Annotated in this window: 8 protein-coding genes; 3 read left to right on the forward strand and 5 right to left on the reverse strand. The window is 70.3% G+C overall.

Features of this window, described 5'->3' with window-relative positions; all coding sequences use genetic code 11:
• Nucleotides 1-44: 44 nt before the first annotated feature.
• Nucleotides 45-2,537 carry a DNA topoisomerase (ATP-hydrolyzing) subunit A gene (locus tag ACGFJ2_RS38130; protein ID WP_393476840.1) on the reverse strand — a complete coding sequence of 831 codons (2,493 nt, stop codon included), beginning with the start codon at nucleotides 2,535-2,537 and terminating at the stop codon, nucleotides 45-47.
• 136 nt (nucleotides 2,538-2,673) lie between these two features.
• On the opposite strand from ACGFJ2_RS38130, the gene ACGFJ2_RS38135 reads away from it, so the two are divergent.
• Together ACGFJ2_RS38135 and ACGFJ2_RS38140 are read left to right on the forward strand one after the other, a co-directional pair.
• Complete coding sequence (locus ACGFJ2_RS38135; RefSeq protein WP_357940329.1) at nucleotides 2,674-3,489, forward strand: TauD/TfdA family dioxygenase; 816 nt, start codon at nucleotides 2,674-2,676, stop codon at nucleotides 3,487-3,489.
• A gap of 262 nt (nucleotides 3,490-3,751) precedes the next feature.
• Nucleotides 3,752-5,839, forward strand: a complete 2,088-nt coding sequence (locus tag ACGFJ2_RS38140; protein WP_393476843.1) for a RecQ family ATP-dependent DNA helicase — start codon at nucleotides 3,752-3,754, stop codon at nucleotides 5,837-5,839.
• On the opposite strand, the gene ACGFJ2_RS38145 is transcribed toward ACGFJ2_RS38140, so the two are convergent.
• Complete coding sequence (locus ACGFJ2_RS38145; protein WP_393476846.1) at nucleotides 5,832-8,609, reverse strand: ABC transporter substrate-binding protein; 2,778 nt, start codon at nucleotides 8,607-8,609, stop codon at nucleotides 5,832-5,834. The genes ACGFJ2_RS38140 and ACGFJ2_RS38145 overlap by 8 nt on opposite strands.
• An 86-nt stretch (nucleotides 8,610-8,695) precedes the next feature.
• Entirely contained in the window at nucleotides 8,696-9,586 is an 891-nt protein-coding gene (locus ACGFJ2_RS38150; protein WP_357940335.1) for a sugar kinase, read from the reverse strand.
• A 169-nt stretch (nucleotides 9,587-9,755) separates the two neighbouring features.
• On the opposite strand from ACGFJ2_RS38150, the gene ACGFJ2_RS38155 reads away from it, so the two are divergent.
• Complete coding sequence (locus ACGFJ2_RS38155) at nucleotides 9,756-12,521, forward strand: GNAT family N-acetyltransferase (RefSeq protein WP_393476849.1); 2,766 nt, start codon at nucleotides 9,756-9,758, stop codon at nucleotides 12,519-12,521.
• A 96-nt stretch (nucleotides 12,522-12,617) separates the two neighbouring features.
• Here ACGFJ2_RS38155 and ACGFJ2_RS38160 read toward each other — a convergent pair whose 3' ends face one another.
• Together ACGFJ2_RS38160 and ACGFJ2_RS38165 are read right to left on the reverse strand one after the other, a co-directional pair.
• Nucleotides 12,618-13,586, reverse strand: coding sequence for a C39 family peptidase (locus ACGFJ2_RS38160; protein WP_393476852.1), 969 nt, complete (start codon nucleotides 13,584-13,586; stop codon nucleotides 12,618-12,620).
• Nucleotides 13,587-13,629: 43 nt separating this feature from the next.
• Nucleotides 13,630-16,104, reverse strand: a complete 2,475-nt coding sequence (locus ACGFJ2_RS38165; protein WP_393476855.1) for a hypothetical protein — start codon at nucleotides 16,102-16,104, stop codon at nucleotides 13,630-13,632.
• Between the last annotated feature and the right edge of the window lie 214 nt (nucleotides 16,105-16,318).

Here is a 16,318-nt window from a genome sequence, read left to right on the forward strand (position 1 = left end):
CTGTGTGATGCCGCCCGGCTGTCCTAGGCCGGGCGGCCCGCACGTTAGTCGTCTTCCGGCTGAGCGGGTTCGGCCGAGTCGTCGGCCGGGCCCGCCGCCAGGGCGCCGCCGACGGCCCCGATGGTGTTGGTGAGGCGGACGCCCGAGCCGTCGCGGCGCCCGATCTCGTCCGGCAGCGGCACCGGCTTGCCCACCGAGGACACCGCCTTGGCCGGCGCGGGCCCCGCCCAGGCCAGCAGCAGCACGTCTTCGCCCTTGAGGAAGCGCTGGGCCCGTACTCCGCCGGTGGCCCGCCCCTTGGCGGGGAACTCCGCGTAGTCCGACACCTTGCCGCCCCCGACCTGGGTCCCCGGCAGGGCGGTGGACGAGCCCGCCACCGTCACCACCTGGGACGGACGCGACGGATCGACCACGCCGAACCAGATGACCCGGGCCGCGTCGTCGAGCCGGATGCCCGCCATGCCGCCCGCCGGACGTCCCTGCGGGCGTACCTGCGAGGCCGGGAAACGTAGCAGTTGCGCGTCGGAGGAGACGAACACCAGGTCGTGCTCCTCGGATTCGAGCTCCACGGCGCCCACCACGGTGTCGCCCTCCTTGAGGGTGATCACCTCGAAGTCGTCGCGGTTGGCGGGATAGTCGGGGACCACCCGCTTGACCACGCCCTGCGCGGTGCCCACCGCCAGGCCGGGACCGTCGGGGTCGAGCGAACCGAGCCCGACGACCGTCTCGTCCGGTTCGAGCGCGACGAACTCGGAGACGGGATGGCCGCCCGACAGCGACGGCGGGTTGGCGGAGGGCGGCAGCGTGGGCAGATCGACCACCGCGACGCGGATCAACCGGCCCGCCGACGTCACCACGCCGACCTCGCCTCTGGCGGAGGTGCGGACCACGGAGACCAGCACGTCGTGCGCGGATCGCTCGTCGCCGCCCGACAGCGGCGAGGCGTCGGAGGTGCGGGCCAGCAGCCCGGTGGAGGAGAGCATCGCCAGGCACGGGTCGTCGGCCACCTGCAGGTCCACCGCCGCCGTGCGGGTCACGCCCGACGCCTCCAGCAGGACCGTACGGCGCGGCGTGCCGTATTTCTTGGCCACGTCGGCCAGCTCGCCCGAGACCACCTGGCGCAGGCGGGCGTCCGAGGACAGGATCCCGGTCAGCTCGGCGATCTCGTCGGAGAGCGTCTGCTTCTCGCGGTCGAGCTCCAGCTTGTCGAAGCGGGTCAGGCGGCGCAGAGGTGTGTCGAGGATGTAGGCGGCCTGGATGTCGCTCAGGTCGAAGACCTCCATCAACCGGGCGCGCGCCTGCGCCGAGTCGTCGGAGGTGCGGATGACCTGGATGACCTCGTCGATGTTGAGCAGCGCGATGATGAGGCCGTCGACCAGGTGCAGGCGCTCCTCGCGCTTGCGGCGGCGGAACTCCGAGCGGCGGCGCACGACCTCGAGCCGGTGCTCCACGTAGACGCGCAGCAGCTCACGCAGGCCCAGCGTGCGCGGCTCGCCGTCGACTAGCGCCACGTTGTTGATGCCGAAGGTCTCCTCCATCGGCGTCAGCCGGTAGAGCTCCTCCAGCACGGCCTCGGGGATGAAGCCGTTCTTGATCTCGATGACCAGGTGCAGGCCCTTGTGCCGGTCGGTGAGGTCCTTGAGGTCGGCGATGCCCTGCAGCTTCTTGCTGGTGACCAGCTCTTTGATCTTGGCGACGACGCGCTCGGGGCCGACGTTGTAGGGCAGCTCGGTGACGACGAGGCCCTTGCGGCGCGGCGTGATCTGGTCGACCCTGCACTTGGCCCGCATGCGGAAGGTGCCGCGGCCGCTCTCGTAGGCGTCGCGGATGCCCTGCAAACCGATGATCGAGGCGCCCGTGGGCAGGTCGGGGCCGGGCACGAAGCGCATGAGCTCGTCGAGCCCCGCGTCGGGCTTCTTGATCAGGTGACGGGCGGCGGCCACGATCTCGGCGAGGTTGTGCGGCGCCATGTTGGTGGCCATGCCGACCGCGATGCCGGTCGTGCCGTTGACCAGCAGGTTGGGGAACGCCGACGGCATGACCGTGGGCTCGGTCTCCTGCCCGTCGTAGTTGGGCTTGAAGTCGACGGTGTCCTCGTCGAGCGACTCGACCATCAGCATGGCCGCCGGGGCCAGCCTGGCCTCGGTGTAACGCATGGCGGCCGGCGAGTCGTCGGGGGAGCCGAAGTTGCCGTGGCCGTCGGCCAGGGGCAGGCGCATCGAGAACGGCTGCGCCAGCCGGACGAGGGCGTCGTAGATCGCGCCGTCGCCGTGCGGGTGGAGCTTGCCCATCACGTCGCCGACCACCCGCGAGCACTTGACGTGGCCGCGTTCGGGACGCAGGCCCATCTCGCTCATCGAATAGAGGATGCGCCGCTGCACGGGCTTGAGACCGTCGCGCGCGTCGGGCAGCGCGCGCTGATAGATCACCGAGTAGGCGTACTCGAGATAGCTTGCGCGCATTTCCGAGGAGACGTCGATGTCGACGATCCGCTCCTCGAAGTCCTCGGGTGGGGGTGCAGTCGTACGTCGGGCCATGTCGAACATTGTGCCGAAGAAAGTTGAGTGCCCGCGACGCATCGGCCGCGCCGGTCCGTAATAGTGCGCTTGACCAAGCAATTGCTTGGGGCTTACGTTCGGAAATGAAGGCGGCAGACTCGCTTCCGGAGGCGTCATGATCGAATTCCATCCCGTGACCAAGCACATCGGCGCCGAGGTGACAGGCGTGGACCTGCGCAAGCCGCTGTCCCAGGAACAGGTGGAGACCCTGCGGGCCGGTTGGCTCAAGTACCTCGTGCTGTTCTTCCGGGACGCGGAAATCGACGACGAGCAGCACCTGCAGTTCGCCCTGAACTTCGGCACGCTCAACCATCCGGCCTTCAAGAAGGACAGCGCCAGCCCGATCCACGTACTCGACCAGACCGACCCCAAGGGGGAGGGTGGCGACGAATGGCACAGCGACAACACCTTCGAGCCGACGCCGCCGATGGGGTCGCTGCTGCGCTGCGTCCAGCTGCCGAGCGTGGGCGGCGACACGTGCTGGGCCAACACGTACCTGGCCTATGAGACGCTGTCCCCGCCGCTGCAGCGGCTCTGCGACGAGCTCACGGCGGTGCACGACATCACGATGTCGATGAAGAAGGCCATCTCCAAGGGGCATCCGTTCGACCTGGCGGAGGTCCAGGCGAAGTGGCCGCCGCTCGAACGCCCCGTGGTACGGGTACACCCCGAGACCGGCCGCAAGGCGCTGTTCGTCAACCGGGCGTCCACGACCCGGCTGGTGGGGCTGTCCGACCGGGAGAACGAGGCGCTGCTGCCTATGCTGATCGACCACATACGGTCGCCGGAGTATCAGCTCAGGCTTCGCTGGCGTCCGGGCACACTGGCCTTCTGGGACAACCGCCCGACGCAGCACTATGCGGTCGCCGACTACACGGAGCGCCGCCGCATGCACCGCGTGACCATCAACGCCTTCCCAGAACACCAATAAACCGTCGCCTTTCGTTACGGCAAGCCGCCCCACCGGCCGAGCCGCTGGGGGAACCACCGGCTGAACCACTGGCCGCCACCGGCCAAGAATGCGCACGTAACGGCGCCCGGCCCTGTGCGGGGTCAGAGGGCGTTTTCCTGGAGGCCCTCAGCCATGTGCGGCGGGTGGCGGTGGGTGTGGCTTGCCGTAACGGATGGAAAGGGGTTGTCCGGACCGTACCAATGGGCGCCAATGGTCGGTGGGAGCTGGTAACAAGGACTTCATGATTGACGCCCCAGACGCCGAGATGCTGCGTGAAGAGGCCGAGACCCGGTTGCGAGCGCTCGCCGGTGAGCACGCTCGGCTGCGCGATGACCAGTGGGCCGCCATCGAGGCGCTGGTCATCGACCGGCGGCGGTGCCTCGTCGTCCAGCGCACCGGCTGGGGCAAGTCGGCCGTCTACTTCGTGGCCACCGCCCTGCTGCGCGAGCTCGGCGACGGGCCCACCGTCATCGTCTCGCCGCTGCTCGCCCTGATGCGCAACCAGATCGCCGCCGCCGAGCGGGCCGGGATCCGGGCCGTCACCATCAACTCGGCCAACCCCGAGGCGTGGGAGGAGATCTACGGGCAGGTGGCCGACGGGGAGATCGACGTGCTGCTCGTCAGCCCCGAGCGGCTCAACAACCCCGACTTCCGCGACAACGTGCTGCCCGAGCTGGCCGAGAGCGCCGGCCTGGTCGTGGTCGACGAGGCGCACTGCATCTCCGACTGGGGCCACGACTTCCGGCCCGACTACCGCAGACTGGCCACGCTCTTCAACGAGCTGCCGCCGGGCATCCCGGTGCTCGCCACCACCGCCACCGCCAACGCGCGGGTCACGCGGGACGTGGCCGAGCAGATGGGTGAGGGCACGCTGGTCCTGCGGGGGCCGCTGGAGCGGGAGAGCCTGCACCTGAGCGTGGTGCGGCTGCCGACCGCCGAGCAGCGGCTGGCGTGGCTGTCCCAGGCGCTGCGCGAGCTGCCCGGCTCCGGGATCGTCTACACGCTGACCGTTGCTGCGGCCCACGAGATCGCCGGATACCTGCGTGACCAGGGATATGAGGTGGCCTCCTACTCCGGGCAGACCGATCCCGCCGAGCGGCTGGCCGCCGAGGAGGCGCTGCTCAACAACAAGATCAAGGCGCTGGTGGCGACGAGCGCGCTCGGGATGGGCTTCGACAAGCCCGATCTCGGGTTCGTCGTCCACGTGGGCGCGCCGCAGTCGCCCGTCGCCTACTACCAGCAGGTCGGCCGGGCCGGACGCGGTGTCGAACGCGCCGAGGTGATCCTGCTGCCCGGCACCGAAGACCGCGACATCTGGGCCTATTTCACCTCGCTGGCGTTCCCGCCCGAGCCGGTGGTGCGAGCCACGCTCCAGGCGCTCGAAGAGCGAGGCGTGCTCTCCACCCCCGCGCTGGAGTCGGCCGTCGATCTCAGCCGGAGTCGGCTGGAGATGATGCTCAAGGTTCTCGACGTCGACGGTGCCGTCCGCAGGGTCAAGGGTGGCTGGGAGGCGACCGGTGAGTCGTGGGACTACGACGCCGAGCGCTACGCCCGCATCGCCGGCGAGCGCAAGGCCGAGCAGGAGGCCATGCTCGGCTACCTGACCACGACCGAATGCCGCGAACGCTACCTGCGCGGCCACCTCGACGACGAGACGGCCGGCCCGTGCGGCAGATGCGACAACTGCACCGGGGAGCACCGCTCGCCGCAGATCGCCGAGCAGGCCGTGGCGGGCGCCCGCGAGCGGCTGACCAGGCCCGGCGTCGAGATCGACGCGCGCAGGCAGTGGCCGACCGGCCTGGCCGACCTGTCCGGCCGCATCAAGCCTGAGCTCGGCGCCGAGCCGGGCCGGGCGCTCGGGCGGCTCACCGACATCGGCTGGGGCAACCGGCTGCGCGAGCTGTTCAACGGCGCCGACGGGCCGATGGCCGACGACATGTTCAAGGCCGTGATCCAGGTACTGTCCGCCTGGGACTGGCGGGAGCGGCCCGTCGCCGTGGTCAACGTGCCGTCCACGTCGCGGCCCCTGCTCGTGCGCGGCTTCGCCGAGCGGCTGGCGCAGGTCGGGCGGCTGACCTACCTGGGCGAGCTCGGCTATCGCGACGGCTCGCCGGGCAAGCAGTTCAACAGCGCCAAGCGGGTTCAGGCGGTGAGGGCGACGCTGGCCATGCCGAAGGAGGTCGGCGCCGCCGTGGCGGCGTGCGGCGGTCCGGTCCTGCTGATCGACGACCGCATCGACACCGGCTGGACGATGACGCTCGCCGCCGCGCTCGTCCGCCACGCGGGCGCCCCGGCCGTGCTGCCGCTGGCCCTGGCGACGGTCAGCTGACGCCCATTGTCACCAGGTCATAGCCGCCGTAGACCGGGCTGACGTGCACGTTGGTCGCCTTCAGGCCGCGTACGAGTAGTGACCGCTCCCAGGAGAGCGGCACCAGCACGGCCTCGTCGGCGATCTTCTGCTCGACCTCGTTCCAGCGCCGGGCGCGCGTGGTGGCGTCGAGTTCGCGCTTGGCCGTGTCGATGAGGGCGTCGAGCGCGGGCAGGCGGACGTTCACGTTGATCGAGTTACCCTTCTCCAGGATCTCCCTGCTGTCGGCCAGCGGGGAGACGAACGTCTCCACGTCCGGCCAGTCAGGCGCCCACGCCCTGGCGATCAGGCCGACACCCGCCTTCTTGAGATATTCGGGATTACCCCCGTACTTCGCGTGGAAGTCCGCGATCGGGTAGCCCCGCAGCTGCACCTTGATGCCGATCTTGGCCAGTGACGCCTGCACGGCCTGCGCGGCGGCGGACTCCCCGAAGGTGTCACGGTAGATGTAGGTGGTGCTGAACCCGGTGGGCTTGCCGCAGGCGGCGAGTGACTCCTTGGCGGCGGTCGTGTCGCCCGAGGCGGTGAGGCCCGGCAGGGGCGCGTGCGTGCCGGGGATCAGCGGCGGCACGAGCGAGGTCGGTATCTGGCCGCCCTGGTTCAGCCCGCCGACGACGGCCCGGTTGATCGTCGACAGGTCCAGGGCGCGGATCACCGCGCGGCGGCAGTCGACCTTGTCGAACGGCGGTACCTGCGGATCGATCGCCAGATAGCGGATCCGGGAGCCGACGGGGGCGTCGGCGCGGCTCTTGTACGCGGGATTGTCGTAGATCTTGGTCGAGTCCAAGGTCGCGATCGGCGAGCTGACCTCCGCCTGGCCGATCAGCAGTTTGGCGCTCGCGTCGGCTGCGGCCAGCTCGAATTGGAGCTCGTACCGGTCCGGGAGGGCCTTGCGGTTCGGGTCGGTCGCGGGGTCCCAGTTCGGGTTGCGGACCAGGACGATCTTGTTGTCCGTCGCGCTCTCGAACTTGTACGGTCCCGACGAGATCACCGCGTACCGATACTTGGCGGCGGTGTCCTTGGCCTTGGGCACGGGGACGGTCTCGGGCAGCTGGGCGAGGTTGTCGAAGGCCCCGTACGGCTGCTTGAGATGGAACACGATCGTGCGGTCGTCCGGCGTCTGGATGGCCGAGTCCGTGTTCGCGTCGGGCGACTTGTACGGTCCCTGGTAACCGGCGGGCAGGTCGAGCATGGTGTCGAAGTAGGTGGGGCCATTGCTCAAGGTGACCTTGTCCATGCTCCGCAGCACCGCGTACTTCACGTCCGCCGCGGTGATCGGCGTGCCGTCCTGGAACTTCACGCCGTCGCGCAGCCGGTAGGTCCACGTCTTCCCGCCGTCGCTCGCCTGCCCCAGGGACTCGGCCAGGTCGGGAACGAGCTGGGTGCCGGCCTGACCGGGGACGGGCTTGAACATCGTCAGCGACCGGCCGTAGAGGCGGATGGCGTTCATGGCGTCGGGGTAGTAGGTGTTGCCCGGGTCGGAGGAGTCCAGGCTGTAGGCCGAGGCCAGGTGGAGTGTGCCGCCGGTCTTGGTGGACGGGTTGGCGACTGCCGCGACCGCCGCGTCGAAGCCGGTGGGCCCTGTCGTTGCCGGGGTCGTCGGTCCGCCATTCGGTCCCGTCCCGGGGAGGTTGCGGATGAAGATCCACGCCGCGAGGCCCACCACGAGCGCCGTGGCCACCGCCCCCACCGACACCAGCACACCGCGCCGCCGGACGCCGGGCGCGGTCACGGGCGTGACACCACCGGGATCCGTGGGTCGCGGGTACGGCCCAGGCACCTGAGGCCCGGATTCCCAGCGAAGCCCACCAGGCGCCTGTGGCCCGGAACTCCCGTGCGGCCCGGCCGGGGGTGCGGCCCCTGGGTACGCCGCCGCAGGTGGTGCGGCCTGTGGGTAGGCGGTGGCCGGTGGCGGAGGAGGAGGGGCGCTCGTCCGGATGAGTTCTCCCAGCACCTGCTCCGCCGTCGGCCGCCGCCGGGGATCCTTGCCCAGCGCCGTCCACAGCAGCGCTCCGAGCGGCTCTGGCACTCCCGAAAGGTCCGGATCCATGCTCAGGATCCGGTGCATCACCACCGGCAGCGCCCCGAACCCGAACGCGCTGTGCCCCGTGGCCGCGTACACCATCGTCCCGGCCCACGCGAACACGTCGCTGGCCGGTGACGGCTCGCCGTGGAACTGCTCCGGCGCCATGTACGCGGGCGTGCCCACCACGCTGGTCGTCAGGCTCTGGCTCACGTCCAGCGCTCGCGCGATGCCGAAGTCGATCACCCGGGGCCCGTCGGGAGCCAGCAGCACGTTGCTCGGCTTGAAGTCGCGGTGCATCACCCCGGCCCGGTGGATCGCGGCCAGCGCGGTGGCGGTCGCGATGGCCAGCCGTACCAGCGCCTGGCCCCGCAGCGGGCCGTCCCCGGACACCTGGCGCTGCAGCGACGGGCCGTCCACGTACTCGCCGACGATGTACGGCTGGTCGTTGACGGCACCCACCTCGAGCACCCGAGCCGTACAGAACTCCGCCACCCGCCGGGCGGCCTCAGCCTCGCGCCGGAAGCGTCGTACGGCCTGCTCATCATCGGCGAACCTGGCGTGCAGCAGCTTGATCGCCACCCGCTCGCCGCTCGGGGAGGTCCCCAGATAGACGCTGCCCTGGCCGCCCTCGCCGAGGAACCCGGTGACCTGATAGGAGCCAACCGACACGGGGTCGCCTGGCCGTAACGGACGCACGCCCAGCATCCGGCTCCTTATCGTCCTTATCGAGGGCTCTTGCGATAAAACTTACGATAAGGATTCTTACGATAAAGGGCGCCGGAAAGATCGCACTAGAGGCGCGGGCGCGCTCCCAGATGAACAATCGCCTGTGCCGCCAGGTGGCAGCCGGCCGTCAGCGCCTCGGACGGCGGCTTGCCCTCCAGCCACGGCGGCAGGAACCCGGCGCAGAACGCGTCGCCCGCTCCCGTGCCGTCGACGATCCGCTCGACCGGCTCGGCGTCGACCCGGACCGGCTCGGATCGGCTGTTGCCGAACCAGAGCGCTCCCTCGTCGTTCATTTTGATCACGACCTGCGGGAACCAGGCGGTGAGCACCTTGGCCGCGGCCTCGGGATCGTCGCGGCCGGTCAGCACCTTCGCCTGATCGACGTTGGCGAACAGCAGCTTGACCCCGTTGGTCCACTCCAGGAACGGCTCCGCCCCCGTACGCTCCAACGGCGCGGACGACGAGCAGTCGACCGAGATGGACATCCCGGACCGGCGAGCCATGTCGAGCGCGGCCAGCCCCGCGTCGCGGGACCCCTCGTTGATCAGGGTGTAGCCGGACAGATGCAGATGACCGCCGCCGAACAGGTCGCGCGGCAGATCCTCCGGCGAGAGCGCCGCGTTGGCGCCCGGGTCGGAGAGCATGGTCCGCTCACCCTTGTGCGTGACGAGCACCACGCAGGTGCCGGTCGGCCGCTCAGGATCCATGACAAGCCGGGCGTCGACCCCGTAACCCATCAGCTCCATGTCACGGTTGCGACCGGTGATGTCGGCGCCCCGGCGGCCGATGAAGGCCACCTCGGCACCCTCGACGGCCAGCCAGGAAGCGATGTTCGCCCCTGATCCACCGCCGTGCATCGTCACGATCGCCGGAGTGTCGCTCGCCCTGGCGAGCGCATAACGGGCGCGAGCGACCGCGTCGGTCATGAGATCGCCCACCACGACGACCCGCGTCATGATGCCACCACCTTGCTGCCTTCAGAACGAGCCTGGCCACGGCAAAACTAACAGCTTCCGGCCTACCCGTGGGGCGGACCCCGGACACAGGGGGGCAGTCGATGCACAAGCGTTGCCCAATAGGCCCTGCCGGGCGTGGCATTCGGGACACGGGTCTACGCTCGGGACTGTGGAGGCTCCGTACCCGGCTCATTGGGAGGCCGACGTCGTCCTGGCGGACGGCGGCACCGCCCATGTGCGTCCCATCAAGCCCGCCGACGCCGACAGACTGCGCGCCTTCTACTCCCGCCTCTCCGACGAATCCATCTATTTCCGGTTCTTCGGCCCCAGGCCACGGCTCTCCGACAAGGAGGTCTCGTGGTTCACCACCGTCGACTACGTCGACAGGGTCGCGCTGATCGCCACCATCGGCACCGAGATGGTGGCCGTGATCCGCTACGACAAGACGGGGCCCGGCGAGGGCGAGGTGGCCTTCCTCGTCGAGGACGCCCACCAGGGCAGGGGAGTGGCCTCGGTGCTCCTGGAGCACCTGGCCGCCACGGCCCGCGAACGCGGCATCGAGCGCTTCGTCGCCGACGTGCTCCCGGCCAACATGAAGATGATGGGCGTCCTGCGCCAGGCCGGATACACGGCCGAGAGCTCCTTCGCCGACGGTGTCGTCCGCATGACGCTCGACCTCACCCCCACGGAGACCTCGACCGAGGTGACGACCGCCCGCGAACACCGCGCCGAGGCCAGGTCCATCGCCCGCCTGCTCGCGCCCGGCTCGGTGGCGGTCATCGGCGCCTCGCGCGAGCCGGGGGGAGTCGGTCACACCGTGCTGCGCAACCTGCTCGCCGCCGACTTCAGCGGTCCCGTCTATCCGGTTCACCGTGAGGTACGCGCCATGGCGGGCGTACGCGCCTATCCGAGCGTGGGCGCCATCGACGACCAGGTGGACCTGGCCGTGGTGGCAGTGCCCGCCTCCGGCGTCATCGAGGTGGTCAAGGAATGCGCGGAGAAGGGCGTGCACGGGCTGGTCGTGGTCTCCTCCGGGTTCGGCGAGACGGGCGCCGAGGGCCGTGAGCGGCAGGACGAGCTGGCCCGCATCGCGCGCGCGTACGGCCTGCGCGTGGTCGGGCCCAACTGCCTCGGCATCGCCAACACCGACCCGGCCGTCAAGCTCAACGCCACGCTCGCCGCGACCGTGCCGGGCCGGGGCCGGGTCGGCTTCTTCAGCCAGTCGGGCGCGCTCGGCACCGCCCTGCTCCAGCGGGTGGCGCAGCGGGGGATGGGCATCTCGTCGTTCGTCTCGGCGGGTAACCGGGCTGACGTGTCGGGCAACGACCTGCTCCAATACTGGGAGGAGGACGCCTCGACCGAGGTGATCCTGCTCTACCTGGAGTCACTGGGCAATCCACGCAAGTTCACCCGCCTGGCCAGGCGCCTGGCCCGCAGCAAGCCGATCGTGGTCGTCAAGAGCGGCGGCACGCCCGCCGGTCACTCCGCCGAGGCGCTCGGGCTGCCCGACTCGGCGGTCAGCTCGCTGTTCTCGCAGGCGGGGCTGATCCGGGTGGACGACCTCATCCAGCTGTTCGACGTGGGCCAGCTCCTGGCCTATCAGCCGCTGCCCGCCGGTCCTCGGGTCGGGCTGGTCACCAACTCCGACGCCCTGGGCCTGCTCGCCGCCGACGCCTGCGTCGCCGCGGGCCTGGAGCCCCTGCCGCCGGTCAACCTGGGGGCGGGCGCCGGGGCCGCCGCCTTCGGTACGGCCCTCGCGGACCGGCTCGACTCGCCGTCGGTGGACGCGGTGGTGGTGATCTACATGCCGCCGATCCCCGGCGAGGACTCGGCGGTCGCGGCCGAACTGCTGCGGGTGTCTCAGGACTCGGCCAAGCCGGTGCTCGCCACCTTCCAGGGGCATCTCGGCATGCACCCCGACCTGCTGGTGGGCTCGGTGCCCTCGCGGGGGTCCATCCCGTCGTACGCGGCGCCGGAGGAGGCGGTCAGGGCACTGGAGTACGTGGTCCGCTACGCGAGATGGCGCGCCCAGCCGTCACTACCACCCCCCGAACTCCCGGACATCGACTCTCAGCGCGCCCGCACTTTGATCCACCACGCCCTCCACCAGGCCACCACCACCACTGCCCCGGCCGATGACGCGGCTTCCGTATCCACGGCACCCGCTTCTGCGGCGTCCGCCTCCGCGTCTTCCGCCTCCGTTGCTTCTGCTTCCGCGTCTTCCGCGGCCGCGCGGAGCTTCTTCGCCGAGCCCGGCCCGCCGGTCGAGGCCGACGCCGCCGACGTCGCCGAGCTGCTCGCCTGCTACGGGCTGAGCGTCTGGCCGGCCGAGGTGGTGCGATCCCCGGACGAGGCGGTGGTGGCCGCCGAACGGCTGGGCTGGCCGGTGGTGCTCAAGGTGGCCGGCGCCGAGGCCGCCCGCCGGGCCGGGACCGTACGCCTCGGGCTCGCGGGGCCTGACAGCGTGCGGCATGCCCACGCCGAGTTCGTCGCCCAGTTCGGCGAGGACGTGGAGCTGGCGGTCCAGCGGATGGCGCCGCAGCCCGCCGTACCGACCGTGGTGAGTGTCACCGAGAACCCGGCGTTCGGCCCCGTCGTGTCGTTCGGGCTGGGCGAGGTGACGGCGCGACTCCTCCTCGACCAGGGCTTCCGGCTCGCGCCGCTCACGGGGGAGGACGCCGCCGGGCTGGTGCGTTCGGTCCGCGGGGCCCCGCTGCTGTTCGGCGAGTACGGCTACCCGCCTGTCGCGGTCAATGCCCTGGAGGACCTCCTGGTCAGGGTGGGCCGCCTGGCCAACGACCTGCCGGAGGTGGCCCGTCTCGAGCTCGACCAGGTGCTGGTGGGCCGGGAGGGCGTCATCATCCTGGGCGCCCGCGCCACGATCCGCACCCCACCGGGCCCCCGCCCGGACGGCGGGCCCCGCAGGCTGGCCTGATCGTCCCTGCTCGGCCTTCGGGGAGGCGGACGGGCCGTCCACCTCCCCGAAACCGTCCGCCGCCCTCGGAGAGCCCGAGGGCGGCCAAGGGCTCGGTCAGCCGTGCACGATCGCGACGTTGTCGATCCAGTTCCACGCCGTGCCCGCGTTGTCCAGGACGAGGTTCAGCGCGTCGATGGAGTGTTCGCTCGCGTCCGCCGGGTCGGCGACCTTGAACGTCGTGGGATAGAAGGACCCGTCGGTGTAAAAGCCGCCGTATCCGTGAATGACGAGGTAGTGCCGCAACAGAGAGGCCTGGTTGTTCCACGGCAACGCGCCGGGTTTCACGATGATCATCACTGGATTGCCGCGGGACAGGGAGGTGATGATCCGGTTGAAGACGATCTTGCGGGTCTGGTCGATGCTGACGTCCAGCCCTTCGAACGAGTACTGCCAGTCAGAGGCCGACAGGTATTGGTTGATGACGCCCGGGATCCGTCCCGGCCAGGTGATGCCGTAGATCGCCTCGTCGGTGCCCAGCTTGTCGGCCAGTTCGGACTGCGGCGGAGCCGAGTAGCCCATCGTGGCGAGCGTCATCTGCACGGCGGCGGGCCCGCACCAGTTCGACTTCTCCTGTTGCTTGAGCGAAAGCCTCATATCCAGGGCCCGGACGGTCGGCCGCCAGGTTCCGCCGATGCCGAAGGTGGCATCGGCGACGGCGTAGGGACGTCTGAGATCGGTGAACGCCGTGTAGCAGGCCCGGCTGGCGTTCGTGGTCATCGTCGGGCACGAATCGGAGATGGTCGGGCCGCCCCCGCCGAATTTCAGCGTCAAGTTGACCTGGAAGTTGGTGTACGCGCCGGGGTTGATGAAGGCCACCGCGCGTACCTGCGTACGGGGGGCGTTGAACTCCAGGCACACCTGGTAGGCGGTCCCGTTGTACGTCTGGGTGTCATTGCAGGTTCTGTTGGCCGCGGACGGATACTCATGCCAGATTCCGGCCTGGGCGGGGAGGGCGGGCACGGCGACCACCGCGAGTGCCACGCCTGCCAGCAGCGAGAGTAACGCCGAAAGCAGTCTTTTCACGGGCTCAAGTCCTTCTCTGGGACGTGGTGCTGGGGGAGATCGGTTATGGCGCCGTCACCGTGAGCCTGTGCAGCCGTTCGTTGATCTTGTAATAGAGGTTGCCGAACCTGTCAGCCGTCAGTCCCTCCATCCCCGGGTCGGTCAGCAGCACTGTCATGGCCTTGGTCGACTTGTCGATCCGGAAGAGCTGGTCGCCTGAGGTGCCGTACACACCGCCCGGATCCTTGTCCACGGTCAGCAAAACCCCATCGCGCCAGGCCAGGCTGGGTTTGGCGGTGTAGTCGGGGTCGGCGAACAGCCTCTTCACGGTGATCGCGTCGGGGCTGGCCGGGTCGAGCGTGAACAGCGACCCACCGGCCAGGCCCCAGAGCCCGCCGTCCACCTCGGTGAGGGCTGTCACGGCCTTGGGCGCGGTCAGCGGCAGCGGGTGGGTGCGTACGGCGCCGGTCGCGGGATCGTAGGAGAACAGGGTGGCCGAGGCTCCCGGGGCGTAGACGGGGTCGACGCCCAGCGCCCCGCGCGTGGAGGTGCCGCCGAACACCTTGCCGCCCGCGTAGGCCAGCGAGACGACGGCCTGGTCCCGCACCACGCACACGGTCCGGCCCGCCGTGCCCTCCTTCCAGATGGTGAGCGCGCCGCTGCGTTTGCCGTACTTGGGCACCGTGCCCATGTACACCGTGCCGTCGGGGCCGCCGGCCAGCGCGTACGGGCGGTCCTGCGGCGGCGGCCCGTTACCGGGCTCGCAGTCGTCGGCCTTGTCGCCCACCGCGCCGCCGGTGTACCTGAGCGTGGGCGGCCACGGCCCCGCCGGGTCGTAGCTGTAGAGCTTGGCCGAGGGATAGGCGCCGATGTAGAGCCGCCCGTCGTGGGCCAGCAGGCTGTCGGTCTGGCTGAGTCCGGTACGGGTGGGCGTGTCCGGGCTGCCGTCGTCGGCGTCGCCGCGCAGCGGGTCGTACACGCCGGTGCCACCCGTCAGGTAGCCGCCGGTGTAGATCTTCCCGTCGGGTCCGGCGCCGAGCGCGTTGATCGCGGCGGGCAGGACCGGGGTGCCGCCGACGACCCGGCTGCTCCACTGACCGGTCGCGGGCGTGTACTTGAAGATCCTGGTGCCGTCGCCGGCCGCGCCGAGACCGATGAGCGTGCCGTCCGCCCAGGTGTAGCCGGTGACGTCCAAGCCGGGCTGTACGGTCGTCGCCCGCACGGTTTTGGCAGCCAGATCGTAGGACTGCAGCAGGCCGTCCTTGACCAGCCAGACCTTGCCGTCGGCGGCCGGTGAGTGGTGCAGGTCCACATCGGTGATCGTGGCGTCGGTGACGGCCCGGTAGGAGCCGTCGGCGTTCTTGATGATCTGCAGGACGAGCAGCGTACGGTCGATCCAGGCGAACAGCCTGTCTCCGGTCCAGGTGAGGCCGCCCACCATGGAGTTGTGCGCGTAGGCGGCGGGCAGGAGGCTGTCGGTCCGCCCTGTGACGTTGTCGAACCTGACCAGCGCGGCGTTCGTCCCTGTGCCCAGGTAGGTGGCGTTGGCGACCGGGTCGTGGGCGAGGCTGCGCACGTACTGCGCACCGGCCACGATGGGCACGCTGCCGATCGTGGTGAAGGCGCCGTTGTCGTACTTGAAGTAGCGGCCGTCGTTGTAGGTGCCGCCGTAGACCTTCCCGCCCGCTCCCGCCTCCAGGTCCCAGATGAAGGAGTAGCCGCCCTCCGCCCTGCCGAGGTCGGTCACCGTCGTCTGGCCGGGGATGTGCCGGTAGAGCTTGGAGTTGGGGTAGGTGCCGAGGTAGACGCTGCCGTCGGTGGCCGTGGTCGCCGCCCAGCCGCCGACCGTGGGCGTGGCGGCGCTGTCCGGGATCGTGATCTTCTTGGTCACCTTCTCGGTGGCCAGGTCGATCTCCGCGAGCTGCGGGTTGGCGTCCGCGGTGCCGGTGTAGATCGCGTACGCGTCGCCGCCCGCGAACGTGGTGGCGTTGGGCACGCTGCTCTCGAGCTGCACGCCGAGATCGGTCGTGTCCTTGGTGATCAGCACCTCGTCCCAGTAGGCGGTGCCCACATTGGCGACGCCCGAGTAGATGAGCGCCGAGACCGTGGCCGTGCCGGCGGGCGCGACGCCGGAGGCCGTGACGTCGTTCCACCGCTTGCCCGTGACCGAGGCGTTCGCGCTGCCGAGGAGCTGGCCCGAGGTTCCCCTGAAGCGCAGGTACAGCTCGGCGCTACCGCTGTCGGCCCAGACCTGGGCGTAGGCGGTGTAGCGCGTACCCGCGGTGGCGGGCAGGCCCGGCAGGCTCTCCCTGCCGTACGCGTTGCCCGGCTCGGCGTCGGCGACGCGCGCCGTGCCGCGGCCGTCCCAGGTCACGGCCGTGACACCGCCCGGGCTGTGCGATCCACTCCACCCGGTCAGTCCGTCGTCGAAACCGCCGTTGACGATCCGCAGATCGGCGGCCTGCGCCGGCGCGAGCGGGACGGTGAGCAGCGCCGCCAGCAGAGCCGCCGACAGCGCCCCTGCCAACAGGCGCCTCATAACGTCCCCTTCGCGGCGAGACGGCGCTCATCGGGTCTGAGTCCGGCCGGGTTCCGGCCGTCGACCTCAGGCAGTGGCGGTGATGACAAGCGTGGGATGAACCCGGCCAGGGTTACCAGAGGGGATCGCGTCATGTCCGTACCTCCAGCGAGCGTGTTCGATTCTGCTCGGTTTCGGCCCCGACCGTAACTTTTGGCGCACCCCTCGTCAATAG

It is taken from the genome of Nonomuraea sp. NPDC049028 (genome assembly GCF_043197735.1).
Lineage (GTDB): Bacteria > Actinomycetota > Actinomycetes > Streptosporangiales > Streptosporangiaceae > Nonomuraea.